The organism is Paraburkholderia sp. IMGN_8, from assembly GCF_038050405.1.
GTDB lineage: Bacteria > Pseudomonadota > Gammaproteobacteria > Burkholderiales > Burkholderiaceae > Paraburkholderia.
This window is the reverse complement of record NZ_CP150900.1, coordinates 2,125,627-2,140,718: the sequence shown is the minus strand read 5'-3', so window position 1 is coordinate 2,140,718 and position 15,092 is coordinate 2,125,627. Positions and strand designations below refer to the sequence as shown.

The window sequence follows — 15,092 nt, the reverse complement described above, 5'->3', positions numbered from 1 at the left end:
TCGCCGGAGCCACATCGTCGCGTTCAAAGCGCGGCGATGACACCGCACGCCCGCGCTTTTCGCTTTATCGAGCGATCTGCATCAGCACGCCGATCAGAAGGTTTCCCAATCCTGATCGCTGCCGGCGCTCGCCAATGCCTTGGCGGGCGCCTTGGCGGACGCCTTGGCCGACTCGGCAGCGGACATTGCTGCTGCCGGTGCGGCGGGCGCTTTCGCGACCGCAGCCGGCGCCTTACGCGCCGCCATCGGCCGGATCGGCGCTGCTGCGCGCTTCGGCTTCGGCGCTGCGCTAACCGGCGCTGTATGACCGCCGTCTTCAAGCTGGAATACCGCGACCGCGGTGCGTAGCTTGCCCGCCTGATCTTCGAGCGATTGCGCTGCCGCCGCCGCTTCTTCGACCAGCGCCGCATTCTGCTGCGTAACCTCGTCCATCTGCGTGACGGCGCGCGCCACCTGGTCGATGCCGCTGCTTTGCTCTTCCGAGGCCGCTGCGATTTCGCCCATGATGTCGGTGACGCGTTGCACCGCGCCGATGATTTCGGTCATCGTGCGGCCGGCTTCGTCGACGAGCGCCGAGCCGGACTGCACGCGCTCGACCGAGGTGTCGATCAGTTCCTTGATTTCCTTGGCCGCCGCCGACGAACGCTGCGCGAGACTGCGCACTTCGCCTGCCACGACCGCGAAGCCGCGCCCTTCTTCGCCGGCCCGCGCCGCTTCCACAGCCGCATTCAGGGCCAGGATGTTGGTCTGGAACGCAATCCCTTCGATGATCGAAATGATGTCGGCGATCTTCGCCGAGCTCTGGTTGATGTCGCCCATCGTGCCGACCACCTGGCCGACCACCGCGCTGCCCTTGTTCGCGATCTCCGACGCGTTGGCCGCCAGCGAGCTCGCCTGGCGGGCGTTGTCGGCGTTCTGCTTGACCGTGCCGGTCAGCTCATCCATGCTCGACGCGGTTTCCTGCAACGCCGACGCCTGCTCTTCGGTACGCGAAGACAGGTCGATATTGCCGGCGGCGATCTGGCGCGTCGCGGTCGCGATCGATTCGCTGCCGCTGCGCACCGTACGCACCGTTTCGGTGAGGCTGTGCTTCATCCTGGCGATACCTTCGAGCAACTGCCCCATTTCGTCGCGCGAAGCGATCACGACCGGGCGGCGCAAATCGCCTGCGGCAATCGCGTCGAAATGACCGAGCGCTTCGCCGAGCGGCCGCGCAATCGCGCGGCTGAGCGTCAGATAGGACAGCACGGAAGCGATCACGCCGACCAGCAGCGCGCCGATGCTGACCATGCGGAACACCTCGAAGCTGCTTTGCGCGGAGTCGAAACCACCCTTGGCCGATACGAACTGGAATTTGCTCAGCGCCTCGTCGGCTTCGGCCAGATCGTTATAGGCAACCTGCAAACGCTTGGCGCCGTCGACGATTTTGGTCTGTTCGTTCGCCGCAATGATGGCGGCGAACGCATCCAACTGCTGATGCAGCACGTCGCGCTTACCGATCACCGCCTGCGCGAGGCGATCCTCTTCCGCGTCGCGCGGCAGATCCATGTACGCTTTCCACCACTTGTCGGACAAGGTGCGCATGGCGCGCGCGCGCTCGAGCGTCGCTCCGGCTTCCGGTGTTCCCGCCTGGAACGCGGCACGATCAAGTGCGAGGCGCTCGCGCGCCGCGTAAAGCTCGGCGTCGCCGATGTCGACCGCGCTCGGCATGGCGTTGGTGAAAGTATCCCGGTATGCGTCGTTCGAGCGGCTCATGCCGAACAGACCGAAAACGCCGATGGCAACTAGCAGCGCGGCGAGAAAAGCCATCGTGAGGCCAATTCGCGCCTTGATCGTGATCCCTTTGTTCAACATGCTCGTTCCTGTACTTAACCAGATGAGAGGCTGCATGGGCAGCGCGGGGTAGCCTGTAGCGTCTCGGTACGCTGCGCCTTTTTTGATGCGGCGCTCTAATTTCGTTTACGGCACTCGAACGCCGTACTTGAAGCTTTTATATGGTATGAAGAAAGCTGTTGTAAGCAGATGAAAGAAATTACAAAAGGCCGTCGAGCGCGGTTGCGTGGGGATCGTGCGCGCCGGAAGTGTGCGGAATGCAGTTGAGAATGCAAGACGGGAGGTTTGCGTTGCGGCGGCGCGAGCGACCTCCGCTTCACCCACTCAAGCGGCAACGCGGCGGCTTTGAAGCAGAGGATTCTTTTAACCGTGGCGCCACCAACCGCTGAAACCGGATCGAACGCGAAGCTTGTTAGCTCTCGCGGGCAGCGCCACGCTTTCGTCAGGCCGACGCGTCCAGTTCGGCGCGGGTGGGAATCGAAGGCTGCGCGCCGGCGCGCGTCACCGAAAGCGCCGCGGCGCGCTGCGCGAAACGGATCGCCGCATCGACGCTCGCGCCCCGTGCGAGTTGCGCCGCGAATCCGCCTATGAAGGTGTCGCCCGCCGCGGTAGTGTCGACTGCGTCGACGCGCGGCGCGTCGTAAAGCGTGGCCTCCATACCGTCGAACGTCGCGTGCACGCCACGCGGACCGAGCGTCACCAGCACATTGCGCGCGCCGGCCTGGTGCAGCGCGGCGGCCGCCTGGGCCGCGTCGGCGGGCGTGGCGACCGGCATACCGGTCAGCGTCGCGGCTTCGAGTTCGTTCGGAATCAGATAGTCGATCAGCGGCAGCCAGTCGGCCGGTAAGGGGCCGGTAGCGGGCGCCGGATTCAGGATCACCGTTTTGCCCAGGCGCCGCGCCGCGGCAAGCGCCGCGCGCACCGCATCGGGCGGCGTTTCGAGCTGGCAGATCACCACGTCGGCGGCGGCCAGCACCGCTTCATAACGCGCGATCGTCGCGGGCGTGACTTCGCCGTTGCTGCCCGCGACGATCACGATCGCGTTCTGGCTGGCGTCATCGACGACGATCAGCGCGACGCCGGTGGCCTGCGCCCCGGTTTCGACGGCCGCACAGTCGATGCCCTCCGTTTCGAGTCCGGCGCGTAATTGCGCGCCGTTTGCGTCGGCGCCGACACAACCGAGCATCGACACCTGCGCGCCGAGGCGCGCGGCCGCCACCGCCTGGTTGCCGCCCTTGCCGCCCGCCACCTGCGTAAAGGTGCGGCCGGCAAGCGTCTCGCCGGGATGCGGCAGACGCGGCGCGCGCACAACGAGGTCCATGTTCAGACTGCCAACCACCGCCACGCGTCCGCGCGTTTCATTGCTTGCCACTACCTTCTCCTCAAATCTGCTCAAGTCTGTTCAAGCTGCCAGATTGCGTTTGGCCGCCCCGGCCCACGTCGCGGTCGATTCGCGCACGATCAGCCGCGGCGACACGACCCGCCGGCGGCCTGGCGCGCGCGGATTGCCTGTCGAGGTTCCGGCGATGCGTTCGATCAGCGTCTGCGCGGCCATATCGCCGAGCGCGCGCACCGACTGCCCGACCGTCGACAGCGCCGGATAGGTGAAGCGCCCCAGTTCGATATCGTCGAAGCCGATGATCGAGCAATCGCGCGGCACGCTGATATTGCGCTCCGCCGCGGCGCGCAGCGCGCCGATGCCCATCATGTCGTTGCCGGCAAAAATCGCCGACGGTTTCACGGTATCGAACAGTTGCCCGGCCGCGCGATGGCCGCCCGTGCCCGAAAAATCGCTTTCGACAATCGCATCGGGCGGAATGTCGATGCCGCGCTCGGTCATCGCGCGGATGAAACCGTGCACCCGCATGGCGCTCACCGCCGTCTTGACCGGCCCGGTAATGCAGCCGATCCGCACATGCCCCAGTTCGAGCAGATGGCGGGTGGCGAGATACGCGCCCTTCTCGTGGTCGATCTGCACCAGATCCGCGTTCAGGCCTTCGATGTTGCGGTCCAAGACCACCAGCGGCTCGCGCGCGTCGGCGAGCGTTTGCGCGAGCACCGCATCGTCGCCGGCGGAAGCGACGATGAGCCCGTCGATACGCTTTTCCTGCAGCACACGCAGGTAGTTACGCTGCTTGGCCGGATCGTCGTCGGAATTGCAGAAGAACACGCAGTAGCCATTGCGCGAGCAACCGTCTTCGATGCCGCGCGCCAGTTCCGCGAAATACGGATTCGTGCTGTTCGGCACCACCAGACCGATCGTGGCCGTCGCCCGCGCCTTGAGCGAGCGGGCCACCGCCGACGGTACATAGTGAAGCTGACGGATCGCGTGTTCGACCTTCGCCCGCACGTCGGCCGACACCGGCCGCGAGTTGTTCACCACGTGCGAAACCGTCGTGAACGAGACACCCGCCACGGCCGCTACATCCTTGATCGTCGCCATAACCTGTTGCTCTCCTGCCTGTTGTTCCCGCCGGCCGCGCCACCTGGCGACCCACCGGACGTTTTCATCGATGACAGACCAAAACCCTTGAACCTGACGCCTGCTGCTACTGCTAACTGTTACCTGTTGTGCCGCTTTGCCGTGCGCCGATCAGGCGCGCTTGCGACGGCTGCGGTACGTATCCAGCACCACCGCCACGACAATGACCGCACCGGTGATCATGCGCTTGGTCGGCTCGTTCGCGCCGATCTGCGCGAGGCCGGCTGCCAGCACCGAAATGATCAACACGCCGAAAAAAGTGCTAATGACCGAGCCGCGCCCGCCCATCAGGCTGGTGCCGCCGATCACCACCGCCGCGATCACCTGCAGCTCCATGCCGACGCCCGCGTTCGGGTCCGCCGCTTCCAGACGCGAAATCTGGAACAGCGCCGCTAATCCCGCGAGTGCGCCCATCAACGCGAACACGATGATCTTGTACGGCCGCGGGTTGACGCCCGCGAGCCGCACCGCTTCCTCGTTGGTGCCGATGCCGACCAGATAGCGGCCGAATACCGTGCGCGTGAGCACCAGTTGCGCCACGACCATGACCGCCACAGCAATCAGGAACGCCGGCGAGATGCCGAGCGCGATCGGGTTCGACAGAAAATCGAAGGCGTCGCCGATATAGGCGGTGCGCGAATTCGTCATCTGATACGCGAGACCCCGCGCCGCTTCGAGCACGCCGAGCGAGACGATGAACGACGGAATCCGCCAGCCCACCGTCACCGAACCGGTCAGGGTGCCGGTCAGCGCCGCCGCGGCGACCCCGAGCGACGCGGACGGCAACGGCCCCCAGCCCCACTTCAAGGCCGCCACGCTGACCACCGACGCTCCCAGCGCCAGCACCGAACCCACCGACAGATCGATCCCGGCGATGATCAGCACGAAGGTCATGCCGACCGACATCACCACCAGATCGGGGATCTGATTGGCGATCGTGCTGAACGTGTCGTACGTCAAAAAGTGCGAACTCAGCAGCGAGAACAGCACGATCATCGCCAGCAATGCGCCGGCGAGACCCAGGTAGTTCGAAAAACCGAGCCGCGTGCCGGCCGGCTTGCCGCTGGCGAGCGGCGCGGACGGATCGGCCGGCGGCGTCACCTGCGCGCCCGGCTTGCCGCCCGCTGCTTCCTGCATCGATTGATGGGTCATGACAGACTCCCTGCTTCGTTGGTATCGTGGGCATGCAGCAACGCTTCGCGGCTGCGGTAGCCGGCGAAAGCCGCGGCCAGCAACGCATCCTGCGACCAGTCGTCGCGTCCGAACACACCCGTCATGCTTCCCGCGGACATCACGCCGATCCGGTCGCAGATCAGCATCAGTTCACGCAGGTCGCTCGACACCACGACGAGCGCGCGGCCTTCGCGAGCCAGCGCACCCATCAAGCCATAGATATCGAACTTCGCGCCGACGTCGATGCCGCGCGTAGGTTCGTCGAATAGCAGCACGCGGCAGTCGCGCGCCAGCCAGCGGCCGATCACGACCTTCTGCTGGTTGCCGCCCGACAGCTCGCCGACAATCTGCCCGGGCCCCGAGCTGCGAATCCGCATCGCGTCGATCTGCTTTTGCGCCAGCGCGTTCTCGCGCTTCGCATCGACGATGCCGTGCCGCGCCACGCTGCCGATATTGCCGAGCGACACGTTGGCGGCGATCGGTTGCGGCAGCAACAGGCCCTCGCCTTTGCGGTCTTCGGTGATCAGCGCGATGCCGGCACGCACCGCGTCCGACGGCGAGCCGATCGGTACCGGCGTGGGCGTTTCGCCGGGCTTCTGCGCTAGCGACACCGTGCCGCCGTCCTTCTGATCGGCGCCGTAAATCAGCCGCATCAGCTCGGTGCGGCCCGCGCCAATCAGTCCGCTGACGCCGAAAATCTCGCCCGCGCGCACGTCGAACGACACGTCGCGCACCACCTTGCCGCGTGTCAGCCGGTCCACCTTCAGCAAGGGCGCGCCGATCTTGCGCACGCCCAAATCGATCCGCTCGCCCAGTTCGCGGCCCACCATCCACGTGACGATCTGGTCGCTGCTCAGGTTGGCCATCGCGTCGACATGCACCAGCTTGCCGTCGCGCAGCACCGCGATCTGTTCAGCCACGCGCGCCAGCTCTTCGAGACGATGCGAGATATACACCAGCGCGACGCCGCGAGATTTCAGCCGTTCGATCTGCTCGAACAGCAGGTCGACCTCGCGCGCGGTCAGCATCGCGGTCGGCTCGTCGAGGATCAGCACGCGGCAGTCGTCGATCAGATTGCGCGCGATCTCGACCATCTGCTGATGCCCGATGCCGAGTTCGCCCACCAGCGTATCCGGATCGATCGCGTCGAGCCCGACTTGCCTCATCGCATGGCGGGCGTCCTCGCGCAGCTTGCGGCGATCGATCCAGCCGAAGCGGAACGCGCCGGCCTGCGGCAAGCGGTTCAGAAACAGGTTTTCCGCGACCGACAGCGTCGGCAGCAGATTCAGCTCCTGCATGACCATCCGCACGCCGAGCGCTTCGGCTTCGGTGCGGCTGGCCGGAGCATACGGCGCACCGCCAAGGCGCATCGTGCCGGTGGTCGGGTCGACGAGCCCACCGATAATTTTGGACAGCGTACTCTTGCCGGCGCCGTTCTCACCGGTCAGCGCCAATACCTCACCGGCGCGCAGCGACAACGAAACGTCGGCGAGCACCGGTTCGGCATAGGTCTTACCGATGCCGCTGACGGACAGTACGGCGGACAAGGCGTCGTGGTCGGTTGAATCCATTGCAATCCTGGTTCCGGGGCGCTCGAAGAGGCTTCATGCGATTCGCTCGAATGAAGCAACCTACCGGCCGCCACGTGTCATGCCGGCCCAATGCGCGGAATGCGCAGGCGCTTTCGGCCACGCACCCTCCCGCCGCGCAGCCACCGTCATGACGCTTACCTCTGGCTTTAACGGCGGCGCAGCAGGTTTCTTGAGCGTTTATTGAATTGACACGGATTCGCATGATCCACCGCGCATATACCGTACAGCGGCGTATGCGCGAATCCGCGAATCCATGTACCCGGGCTTACCGCCCGATGCTTACTTCGTCACCAGATCAACCGGCGTTTCCACCACGCCGGACAACTGCGACTGCTTCTTGTGCTCATTGAGCGCCTTCAGCGCGGTATCAATACCGAACACGGCCTGCTTGGCAGCGTACTGGTCAGCCGTGGCGAGCACGCGGCCGTCCTTCAGCATCGGCTTGATCGCGCCGATGTTGTCGTAGCCGACCACCATCACCTTGCCTTGCTTGCCCGCCGCGCGCACGGCCGAAACCGCGCCGATCGCCATGTTGTCGTTACCGGCGAGCAGTGCCTTCAGGTTCGGATATTCGTTGAGCATGGCAGACGCCACCGCGTTGCCCTTGTCGATTTCCCATTCGCCCGATTGCACCGAGACGACCTTCGCGCCGACGGTCTGCATCGCGTCCTTGAAGCCCGCGGTGCGCTGCTGTGCGTTGGTGGTGGTCGACACGCCTTCAAGAATCCCGACCTCGTCGCCCGCCTTCAGCTTCTTGGCCAGGTCGTCGCCGACCTTCTGCGCGCCCTTGCGGTTATCCGGTCCGACGAACGGCACGTTCAGGTCTTTCGACTTGAGCACATCCGGGTCGAGCCGGTTGTCGATGTTCACGACGATGATCCCCGCATCGACCGCTTTCTTGACGACCGGTACCAGCGCCTTCGAATCAGCCGGGGCCAGCACGATCGCGTCGACCTTCGAAACGATCATCTGTTCGACGATGCGGATCTGGTTCGCGGTATCGGTCTCGTCCTTGATGCCGTTGGTGATCAGATCGAACTGCGCGGGATTGTGTTTCTGGTAGTCCTTCGCGCCATTTTCCATCGTCAGGAAAAACTCGTTCGCGAGCGACTTCATCACCAGCGCGACCTTCGGCTTGTGGGCGGGCGCGCTTTGCGCGTACGCGGTGGAAAGCGGCAAAGCGGCAGTGGCAGTGACGAGGACAGCGGCCGCCAGCAGGCGGCGGCGAATGCGATGGCTCATGCATATCTCCAAAGTTGTCAGGGCCCGCGAACGAGCCGTATTTTTAGTTGCGCGCAAACGTTTGCGAGGCCTATTCTCAGCGCAGTCTGTTCGGAATGTCAACGATTCGCAGTGTTGCAGTGCACAGGCGCGCAGACTGCGCGTCCGTGCGGTGCGGTCGATCGATTCGCACCGGCGTGCTGGGTAAGCGCACCGGCAGGTAGCGTTTTGGCAAAGGTCCCTCGCTCGGTCCGTGCGTAGCAGATGGTTGCCGCCGGCTGCAAGGCTTGCAGCCGGCGGGCCGCTTATGCTGGACTTTTATTGCGCACGATGCAAGCCCGGACAACGCCGGGCGATCGAAGCGGGGCGCGATGCTCAGGGCGAATGGGGGTGAATCAGGGTGGCTCAGCGTGGTTCAGCGGCGACCGGCCTTATAGCCAGCCTGCTTTGCGGAAGCGCCAGAACAGCACCAGGTCGACCGTCAGCATGACGGCCAGACAGACCGGATAACCGAACTTGTAGTGCAACTCGGGGATGCTCTGGAAGTTCATTCCGTAGATGCCCGCGATCATGGTGGGCACCGCGAACAGCGCGGCGAACGAGCCGAGACGCTTGGTCACCTCGCTCTCGGCGAGCGAGATCATCCCCAGATTGACCTGTACCGCGGTGACGACCATTTCGCGCCTGCCCTCGATGGTTCTGACAATCCGCTCGAGGTGATCGTAGACGTCGCGAAAGTAAGCTTGCATGCCGTCGCAGATGCTCGGAATGCGGCCGCCCGTCAGCTTGCTGATCGCTTCCTGCAAGGGCGTGATGTGATGCTGGAGGATCACGAGGCGCCGCTTGAGCGAGTACAGATCCTCGATGACCGCACGCGAGGCCGCCGAATTATTGCGCTCGAAGATGCGGTCTTCGAGCGCCTCGATCTCGGTGTTCATCGCCTCGATGACCGGGAAATAGCGATCGACGACGTCATCGGCCAGCGCGTACAGCACGAACGCCGATCCTTCTTTAAGCAAATTCGGCTCACGTTCGCAGCGGGCGCGCACATTCTGAAAGCCGACGCGGCTGCCGCGCCGCACCGAGAGCACATAGTTGCGCCCGACGAACACGTCGACTTCGCCGATCAGCAGTTCGCCTTCTTCGTCCATCTCGACGGTGTGCAGCACGGCGAATAGCGACTCGCCGTATTCCTCGATTTTCGGGCGCTGATGGCCGTTTTGCGCGTCCTCGATCGCGAGCTCGTGCAGGCCGAACTCGTGTTTCATCACGGCCAGTTCGCCGGGACCCGGGTCTTTCAGCGCAACCCATACGAAGCACTCGGGCCGCGCTACGTAGTCACTGATGTTGTCGATCTCGATGTCAGCCAGCTTCCGGCCGTCCTGATAGGCGGCGCAATTGATCAGCATGTTGGATTACCTTGAAAACGGAAACGGACCGGCCGCCGTCGCAGTGTGCATCAGCGAGGCGTCAGGTCTGCATGGGCGAATACGCGATAGCCGCCATGTTAAGTGCTCTGAGTGAACCTCATGTATCGAATTGTCAAACCGGGAAGCGGAGCGGCGTGGTGCGTACCTGGTGCCGGGCGTGTTACAGGGCGACGCGGCGCAAGGCGATGCGGTGATCCTGGCCGAACGTAACCGAAGCGCGGTTCGTGTAGCGTGTATCCGCCGTCACCGTGAATTGCAACTCGACAACCGGATCGAACTGCGTGGACACGCCAATGCGATGCACGCCCGGGCTCAGATAGAAGACCACATGCTCGCCGTTCATCAGATCGGTGACCTGCTCGCCGTCGATATACACCAATGCATCGCGAAACCGGACGATAACGTCGCGCGAACGCTCACGGCGCACATCCACGGCAATCAGTCCGGCCGCGGGCTGCGTATAGCCTCGCTTGACGATGCGCGCTGACGGCACTTCCCTGAACGGGACAGGCTCGGCGGGCGTCGAGGCGCAACCGGCCAGCGACGCGATGGCGTATGCGAGCAGCATGGCTTTGCAGCGGAAGTGCGGGCGGGGCGGCATGCTGGGTCTCCCTGTTGTTGGTTGTCGTGTCACTTCTCACTCTTGCGCGGCGTAGCGTCTTTCTTCATGATCGCTGCAAAGGGCTGCTGTGTGGGCGCTGCGGACTGCGGATTTACCCTCGGGGCCACCGCGTGCTACCTTTGTTTGCCAGCATGTTTGCTTCGCTGTACCGGCTTCGCGTAACGTCTCACTCTGCGCCACGCCGGACATACGATCAAGGAGACTGCAATGTGGTATTTCAGCTGGATTCTCGGCATCGGTGTGGCCTTGGGCTTCGGCATCATCAATGTGATGTGGCTCGAAGCCAACGACACATTCGCGCGTGAGCCGTTGCGCGCCGACCCGCACGGCAGCCCGCCAGACACTCCCGCGGACACGCCTTCGTGACCTATCTGATTTTCGTCTGCGGTCACGCAGGCACCGGCAAGACCACGTTGGCAAAGAAACTGATCGGCCCGCTGATGAGCGCGAGCGCCTCGCCCTTCTGCCTGCTCGATAAAGATACGCTGTACGGCAGTTACAGCGCGACCGCCATGGCCATGCTGACCGGCGATCCGAACGACCGCGACAGTCCGCTTTTTCTGCAGCACCTGCGCGACGCGGAGTATCGCGGCCTGCTCGATACCGCTCGCGACAATCTCGAACTCGGTGTGAGCGCGCTGGTGGTCGGGCCGCTCTCGCGTGAAGTTCGCGAGCGGCGCCTGTTCGATCGCGCGTGGCTGGGTGTCGGCGCGGATGTGGCGCTGCGGGTCGTGTGGGTCTATACGTCGGAAGAGCTGGCGCATCAGCGTATCGTCGACCGCGGCAATCCGAACGACGCATACAAACTCGCGCATTGGGACGAGTATCGGCAACGCCGCTTCGTGCCGGGCGGCGACATTTGCGAAGACCTGTTGATGTTCGACAATACCGCGCCAACTAACGCGGACTACGAAGCGTTGCTCGAGCGGATCGTAGGCGAACCGCAGGCGTGGGGGACGAAGCCGCCACCCGTGCCGGCGTAGCATCGCCATCCGAAACAAAGACGCCCCGCTTGGCGGGGCGTTCGGTTGGCCCTCTGCGAGGCCTTCTTCCTTGCTCGCGGCAGACATGACCGCGTTGCCGCACGGCCCCCGGTTGTGAGCCTTACGATGACAGTGACGGCTTATACCGTCGCCATCGCATCCAGCGACTGCCCTTCGTACAACTGGCCGAAGCGGTTCGCGAGGAAGTCGCGCAGCGACACCTGCTCCTGGCGCACAAAGCCGCTTTGCGGCAGCTTCTTCTCGCGGAACAGATCGAGCACCGCGCACATCGCGCCGGCCGTGGTGATCTGGATCGCGCTCATCGCCACGCCGCACACCGTCTTCGCGAAGATCTTGCGGGTGAAGACCTCCTGCACCAGTTGACCGTCGCGCATGCCGCTCACAGTGATGAATACCAGCACGACGTCCTGGGCGGTCGAAGGCACCGAACGGCGCATGATGTTCTTGAGCGTGTCGCGGTCGCTGGAAAGACGAAGATCCTCGAGCAGGAACTGCATCAGGTTGCGGTGGCCCGGATAGCGCACCGACTTGTAGTCGAGCGATTCGACCCGGCCGGACAGCGTTTCGCACAGCGTGCCAAGGCCGCCTGACGTGTTGAAGGCTTCGTATTCGGTGCCGTCGAGCGAGAAATGTTCGAGGCCTTCGAGCGGCTGCACCCACTGCGTGCGGCTGTCGCGAATCGCCTCGCATGGCTGGCAATACTCGTTGATCAGGCCGTCGACGCTCCACGTCAGGTTGTACTTCAGTGCATTGGTCGGGAACTCCGGCAACGCACCCACGCGCATCTTGACGTCGCGGATTTCCGTGAAGCGGTTCGCCAGTTCGTGCGCGGCGATGCCGATGAAGCCCGGTGCCAGGCCGCACTGCGGCATGAAGGCGTGATCGGCGTCGTCGGCGATCGCGCGGATTGCGTGGGTGGCGCGCACGTCTTCGGTCAGATCGAAGTAATGGACGCCCGCGCCCTTGGCCGCCGACGCAACATTCACCGCAAGGTAGTACGGCAGCGCGTTGACGAGCGCATCGAAACCTTGCACGGCAGCGCGCAGCGCGGCGGCATCGGCGGAATCGACGCGGCGGGTCGGGATGCCCTGGGCGGCGAGCTTGTCGAGCGCGTTCTGATCGCGGTCGAACGCGACGACGTCGTAGTCGCCGGTCTCACGCAACATGTGGGCGATGGTGTGACCGATCAAACCTGCGCCAACGATGGCTACTTTCATGCGCTTCTCCTTGTTTTCTGTGTGCTGTCTCGAGCTTGGGAAGTGCGCGGCGCTTAAGCGCCGCGCCCTGCGGGCTGAACCCTTGAGACACAGTTTAGGGAGAAGCAAAAACAGTTCATACGCACAAAATGCTGCGCTATGACTATAGACTTCGACGTTATGACGAAGTAGTCAGTCGATATGTCGAAAACGTATAAAAACGGTGTAAAAACCGGGGCTCACGATCACACCATTCCCCGGTCGATCTTGCGCGCCAGGATGATCGAGGTCGTGGTCCGTTCCACCCCTTCCAGTTCGCCGATCTGGTCGAGCAGATCGTTGAGCCGGTCGGGCGAATCGGCGCGCAACCAGGCGACGTAGTCGAACTCGCCGCTCACCGCGCACAGCAGCTGCACCTCCGGCATCTTGCCAAGGCGCTTCTGCACCGCCGGCCCGTACTTCGGCGCGATGATGATGCCGACGTACGCGTAGATGCTCGAGTCGAGCACGTCCTGGCCGAGCCGCACGCTATAGCCCGCGATCACGTTGCTGCGTTCGAGCCGCGCGATGCGCGCAATCACGGTGGTGCGCGCCACGTCCAGCTGGCGCGCGAGATTGGCGACGCTCTCGCGGGCGTTGGTTTGTAGCAGCGCAACGAGGTTGCGGTCGAGGTCGTCGAGTTGGTCGAGGCGCGGAGGTCTCATCGAGGGCGAAAGAAGTTGGTCAGCAATGGAGCGGATTATCGCGCGTCTTCAGCATCGAGCGGCGAGCAAAGGAACAACGAACCGCTCGTTCATGCACCGAACCTCATACGCCGAACCTCAGGCGCCGAACCGCTCGATCACGAAATCGATGAAGGTGGTGAGCTTGGGCGTCGCGCGGCGATCGCGCGGGTAGATCAGATGGACGGGCGCGCCGTCGGGCAGATAGTCCTCGAGCACGGACACCAGTTCGCCGCTGGCAATCTCCTTGGCGAGCAGCGCTTCTGGCTGCAACACCAGCCCGAAGCCGCGCAACGCGGCGACTTTCAGTGCCTGGCCGTTATTGGCCCGAAACCGGCCGGCGCGCAGCTGGGTTTCGTCAGCGCTCTCGCCGCCGAGGCGCCACAAGCCTTCGCGGCCCCAATCCAGAAAGCCCAGGCATTCGTGCCGCGTCAGATCTGCAGGTGTGCGCGGCGTGCCGGCGCGCTGCAGATACGCCGGCGACGCACACGCGCGCATCCGGTACGGCTTCAACGGCCGCGCGACAAAACTCGAATCCGGCAGATGACCGATTCGCACTGACGCGTCGAAACCCTCGTCCACCAGATCGATCACGCGATTCGACAGATCCAGTTCGAGGGTTACGTCCGGCCAGGCGGTCAGATAATCGGTCATCGCCGGGGCGAACACTTCGACGCCGTAGGTCAGCGGCACCGTCACCTTGAGGACGCCGCGCGGCGCGGCCGCCATCGCCTCGGCAAGCGACTCCGCCTCCTTCACGTCGGCCAGAACCCGCTTGCACCGCTCGTAATACTGGCGACCGATCTCCGTCAGACTTTGACGACGCGTGGTGCGCGTGAGCAGCCGCGTCGCGAGCCGGGTTTCGAGCGAGCGGATGTGTTTACCCACCATTGCCGATGAAATATCGAAACGCTCGGCTGCTGCCGTCAGACTGCCCGCCTCTACCACGGCGACGAAGATTTCCATGCTGACGAATTTATCCACCGGCTATTTCCTGTTCGTTTCGGTTGTAAGCGTTTGTCGCACTGCAGCCGCAGTGTAGGGATATCGTGATACTAATAGCGGCGACGGCGAAGCGGGCAGCCGGCCGCCTAGACGCGTGGTGGGCCGCTCGCCATGCGCGCCTTGTCCCAATTCGAACAGACATCAGGGAGTTTCGATGAAAAAAGCACTGGTTATGCTGACCTCCGCACTCGCCATGAGCGGTGCATTCGCACAAACTTCCGCGCCGGCATCGGCACCGGTGAGCGCGGCCGCTTCGGCACCTGCCGCCAAAGCTGGTCACGAGCGCAATGTCGAAGACCGCATCACCTACCTGCACACGCAATTGAAGATCACCTCGGCGCAGGAATCGCAATGGAACGCGTTTGCCGATGTCATGCGCAATAACGGTGAGACGATGGGGCAGTTGTTTAAGCAGCGCAGGGATGCGACGAACCTGTCAGCGGTGGACGATATGAAGCAGTACGCGACTATCGCACAAGCTCATGCGGATGGCATGAAGAAACTGGTCGACGCGTTTGATCCGCTGTATAGCAGTTTTTCTCCGGAACAGAAGAAGCTTGCTGATGCGACTTTTCATCAGCCTGGCGGCGAGCATCGGCACCATGGTAAGGGGGCCGGGAAGCAGGCTCCGGCTGATGAGGCGGCTGTGAAGCCATAAGGTTGGGGTTTTGCGCGTAGCGCGATAGTCGGTTTTTTTTGCCTGCGCGGCGCTATGGGTGTTGTGCCTGCGGCGTTGGCCTTTCCTTGATTTGTTAGTGGTCTATTAGCGTCGCCCCTGTGCGGGGCAGGCACTTACTTTCTTTGCCGCCGCA

14 protein-coding genes are annotated in these 15,092 nt (G+C 63.8%); 3 read left to right on the top strand and 11 right to left on the bottom strand.

What is annotated here, in order from left to right; genetic code table 11:
- Positions 1 to 93 precede the first annotated feature (93 nt).
- The 8 genes from WN982_RS10020 to WN982_RS09985 all read right to left on the bottom strand — a co-directional run bounded on the left by WN982_RS10020 (position 94) and on the right by WN982_RS09985 (position 10,332).
- Complete coding sequence (locus WN982_RS10020) at positions 94 to 1,854, bottom strand: methyl-accepting chemotaxis protein (protein WP_341315535.1); 1,761 nt, start codon at positions 1,852 to 1,854, stop codon at positions 94 to 96.
- A 421-nt stretch (positions 1,855 to 2,275) separates the two neighbouring features.
- On the bottom strand, positions 2,276 to 3,205 hold the full coding sequence (gene rbsK / locus WN982_RS10015; protein WP_341315534.1) for a ribokinase: 930 nt from the start codon (positions 3,203 to 3,205) through the stop codon (positions 2,276 to 2,278).
- Between the two features lie 30 nt (positions 3,206 to 3,235).
- Positions 3,236 to 4,276: a LacI family DNA-binding transcriptional regulator gene (locus tag WN982_RS10010; protein ID WP_341315533.1), complete on the bottom strand. Its 1,041-nt coding sequence runs from the start codon at positions 4,274 to 4,276 to the stop codon at positions 3,236 to 3,238.
- 150 nt (positions 4,277 to 4,426) lie between these two features.
- A complete protein-coding gene (locus WN982_RS10005) occupies positions 4,427 to 5,467 on the bottom strand; it encodes an ABC transporter permease (RefSeq protein WP_341315532.1) in 1,041 nt (346 codons plus the stop codon).
- Complete coding sequence (locus WN982_RS10000) at positions 5,464 to 7,059, bottom strand: sugar ABC transporter ATP-binding protein (protein ID WP_341315531.1); 1,596 nt, start codon at positions 7,057 to 7,059, stop codon at positions 5,464 to 5,466. The genes WN982_RS10005 and WN982_RS10000 overlap by 4 nt, the downstream gene beginning before the upstream one ends.
- A 300-nt stretch (positions 7,060 to 7,359) precedes the next feature.
- The gene (locus WN982_RS09995; protein WP_341315530.1) at positions 7,360 to 8,322 is read right to left on the bottom strand and encodes a sugar ABC transporter substrate-binding protein; all 963 of its coding nucleotides are present in this window, start codon (positions 8,320 to 8,322) and stop codon (positions 7,360 to 7,362) included.
- 410 nt (positions 8,323 to 8,732) lie between these two features.
- Positions 8,733 to 9,710, bottom strand: a complete 978-nt coding sequence (gene corA / locus WN982_RS09990; protein WP_341315529.1) for a magnesium/cobalt transporter CorA — start codon at positions 9,708 to 9,710, stop codon at positions 8,733 to 8,735.
- Between the two features lie 181 nt (positions 9,711 to 9,891).
- Positions 9,892 to 10,332, bottom strand: coding sequence for a hypothetical protein (locus tag WN982_RS09985; protein ID WP_341315528.1), 441 nt, complete (start codon positions 10,330 to 10,332; stop codon positions 9,892 to 9,894).
- 228 nt (positions 10,333 to 10,560) lie between these two features.
- Here WN982_RS09985 and cydX point away from each other — a divergent pair, with 228 nt between their 5' ends.
- Together cydX and WN982_RS09975 are read left to right on the top strand one after the other, a co-directional pair.
- Positions 10,561 to 10,719: a cytochrome bd-I oxidase subunit CydX gene (cydX, locus tag WN982_RS09980; RefSeq protein WP_341315527.1), complete on the top strand. Its 159-nt coding sequence runs from the start codon at positions 10,561 to 10,563 to the stop codon at positions 10,717 to 10,719.
- Positions 10,716 to 11,336 (top strand): ATP-binding protein, encoded by a 621-nt coding sequence (locus WN982_RS09975; RefSeq protein WP_341315526.1) that lies wholly within the window; start codon positions 10,716 to 10,718, stop codon positions 11,334 to 11,336. The genes cydX and WN982_RS09975 overlap by 4 nt, the downstream gene beginning before the upstream one ends.
- A 140-nt stretch (positions 11,337 to 11,476) precedes the next feature.
- Here WN982_RS09975 and WN982_RS09970 read toward each other — a convergent pair whose 3' ends face one another.
- The 3 genes from WN982_RS09970 to WN982_RS09960 form a co-directional block, all read right to left on the bottom strand.
- The gene (locus WN982_RS09970; protein WP_341315525.1) at positions 11,477 to 12,574 is read right to left on the bottom strand and encodes a saccharopine dehydrogenase C-terminal domain-containing protein; all 1,098 of its coding nucleotides are present in this window, start codon (positions 12,572 to 12,574) and stop codon (positions 11,477 to 11,479) included.
- Positions 12,575 to 12,798: 224 nt separating this feature from the next.
- Positions 12,799 to 13,257: an Lrp/AsnC family transcriptional regulator gene (locus WN982_RS09965; protein WP_341315524.1), complete on the bottom strand. Its 459-nt coding sequence runs from the start codon at positions 13,255 to 13,257 to the stop codon at positions 12,799 to 12,801.
- Positions 13,258 to 13,374: 117 nt separating this feature from the next.
- Positions 13,375 to 14,259 carry a LysR family transcriptional regulator gene (locus tag WN982_RS09960; protein ID WP_341315523.1) on the bottom strand — a complete coding sequence of 295 codons (885 nt, stop codon included), beginning with the start codon at positions 14,257 to 14,259 and terminating at the stop codon, positions 13,375 to 13,377.
- 175 nt (positions 14,260 to 14,434) lie between these two features.
- On the opposite strand from WN982_RS09960, the gene WN982_RS09955 reads away from it, so the two are divergent.
- Positions 14,435 to 14,938 (top strand): Spy/CpxP family protein refolding chaperone, encoded by a 504-nt coding sequence (locus WN982_RS09955; RefSeq protein ID WP_341315522.1) that lies wholly within the window; start codon positions 14,435 to 14,437, stop codon positions 14,936 to 14,938.
- The last annotated feature ends 154 nt before the right edge of the window (positions 14,939 to 15,092 follow it).

What these genes read in the sequence shown, in the direction of transcription:
- WN982_RS10020 (WP_341315535.1), bottom strand. Translation starts at nt 1,854, where the DNA reads ATGTTGAACAAAGGGATCACGATCAAGGCGCGAATTGGCCTCACGATG.
- WN982_RS10010 (WP_341315533.1), bottom strand. Translation starts at nt 4,276, where the DNA reads ATGGCGACGATCAAGGATGTAGCGGCCGTGGCGGGTGTCTCGTTCACG.
- WN982_RS10005 (WP_341315532.1), bottom strand. Translation starts at nt 5,467, where the DNA reads ATGACCCATCAATCGATGCAGGAAGCAGCGGGCGGCAAGCCGGGCGCG.
- WN982_RS10000 (WP_341315531.1), bottom strand. Translation starts at nt 7,059, where the DNA reads ATGGATTCAACCGACCACGACGCCTTGTCCGCCGTACTGTCCGTCAGC.
- WN982_RS09995 (WP_341315530.1), bottom strand. Translation starts at nt 8,322, where the DNA reads ATGAGCCATCGCATTCGCCGCCGCCTGCTGGCGGCCGCTGTCCTCGTC.
- corA (WP_341315529.1), bottom strand. Translation starts at nt 9,710, where the DNA reads ATGCTGATCAATTGCGCCGCCTATCAGGACGGCCGGAAGCTGGCTGAC.
- WN982_RS09985 (WP_341315528.1), bottom strand. Translation starts at nt 10,332, where the DNA reads ATGCCGCCCCGCCCGCACTTCCGCTGCAAAGCCATGCTGCTCGCATAC.
- cydX (WP_341315527.1), top strand. Translation starts at nt 10,561, where the DNA reads ATGTGGTATTTCAGCTGGATTCTCGGCATCGGTGTGGCCTTGGGCTTC.
- WN982_RS09970 (WP_341315525.1), bottom strand. Translation starts at nt 12,574, where the DNA reads ATGAAAGTAGCCATCGTTGGCGCAGGTTTGATCGGTCACACCATCGCC.
- WN982_RS09965 (WP_341315524.1), bottom strand. Translation starts at nt 13,257, where the DNA reads ATGAGACCTCCGCGCCTCGACCAACTCGACGACCTCGACCGCAACCTC.
- WN982_RS09955 (WP_341315522.1), top strand. Translation starts at nt 14,435, where the DNA reads ATGAAAAAAGCACTGGTTATGCTGACCTCCGCACTCGCCATGAGCGGT.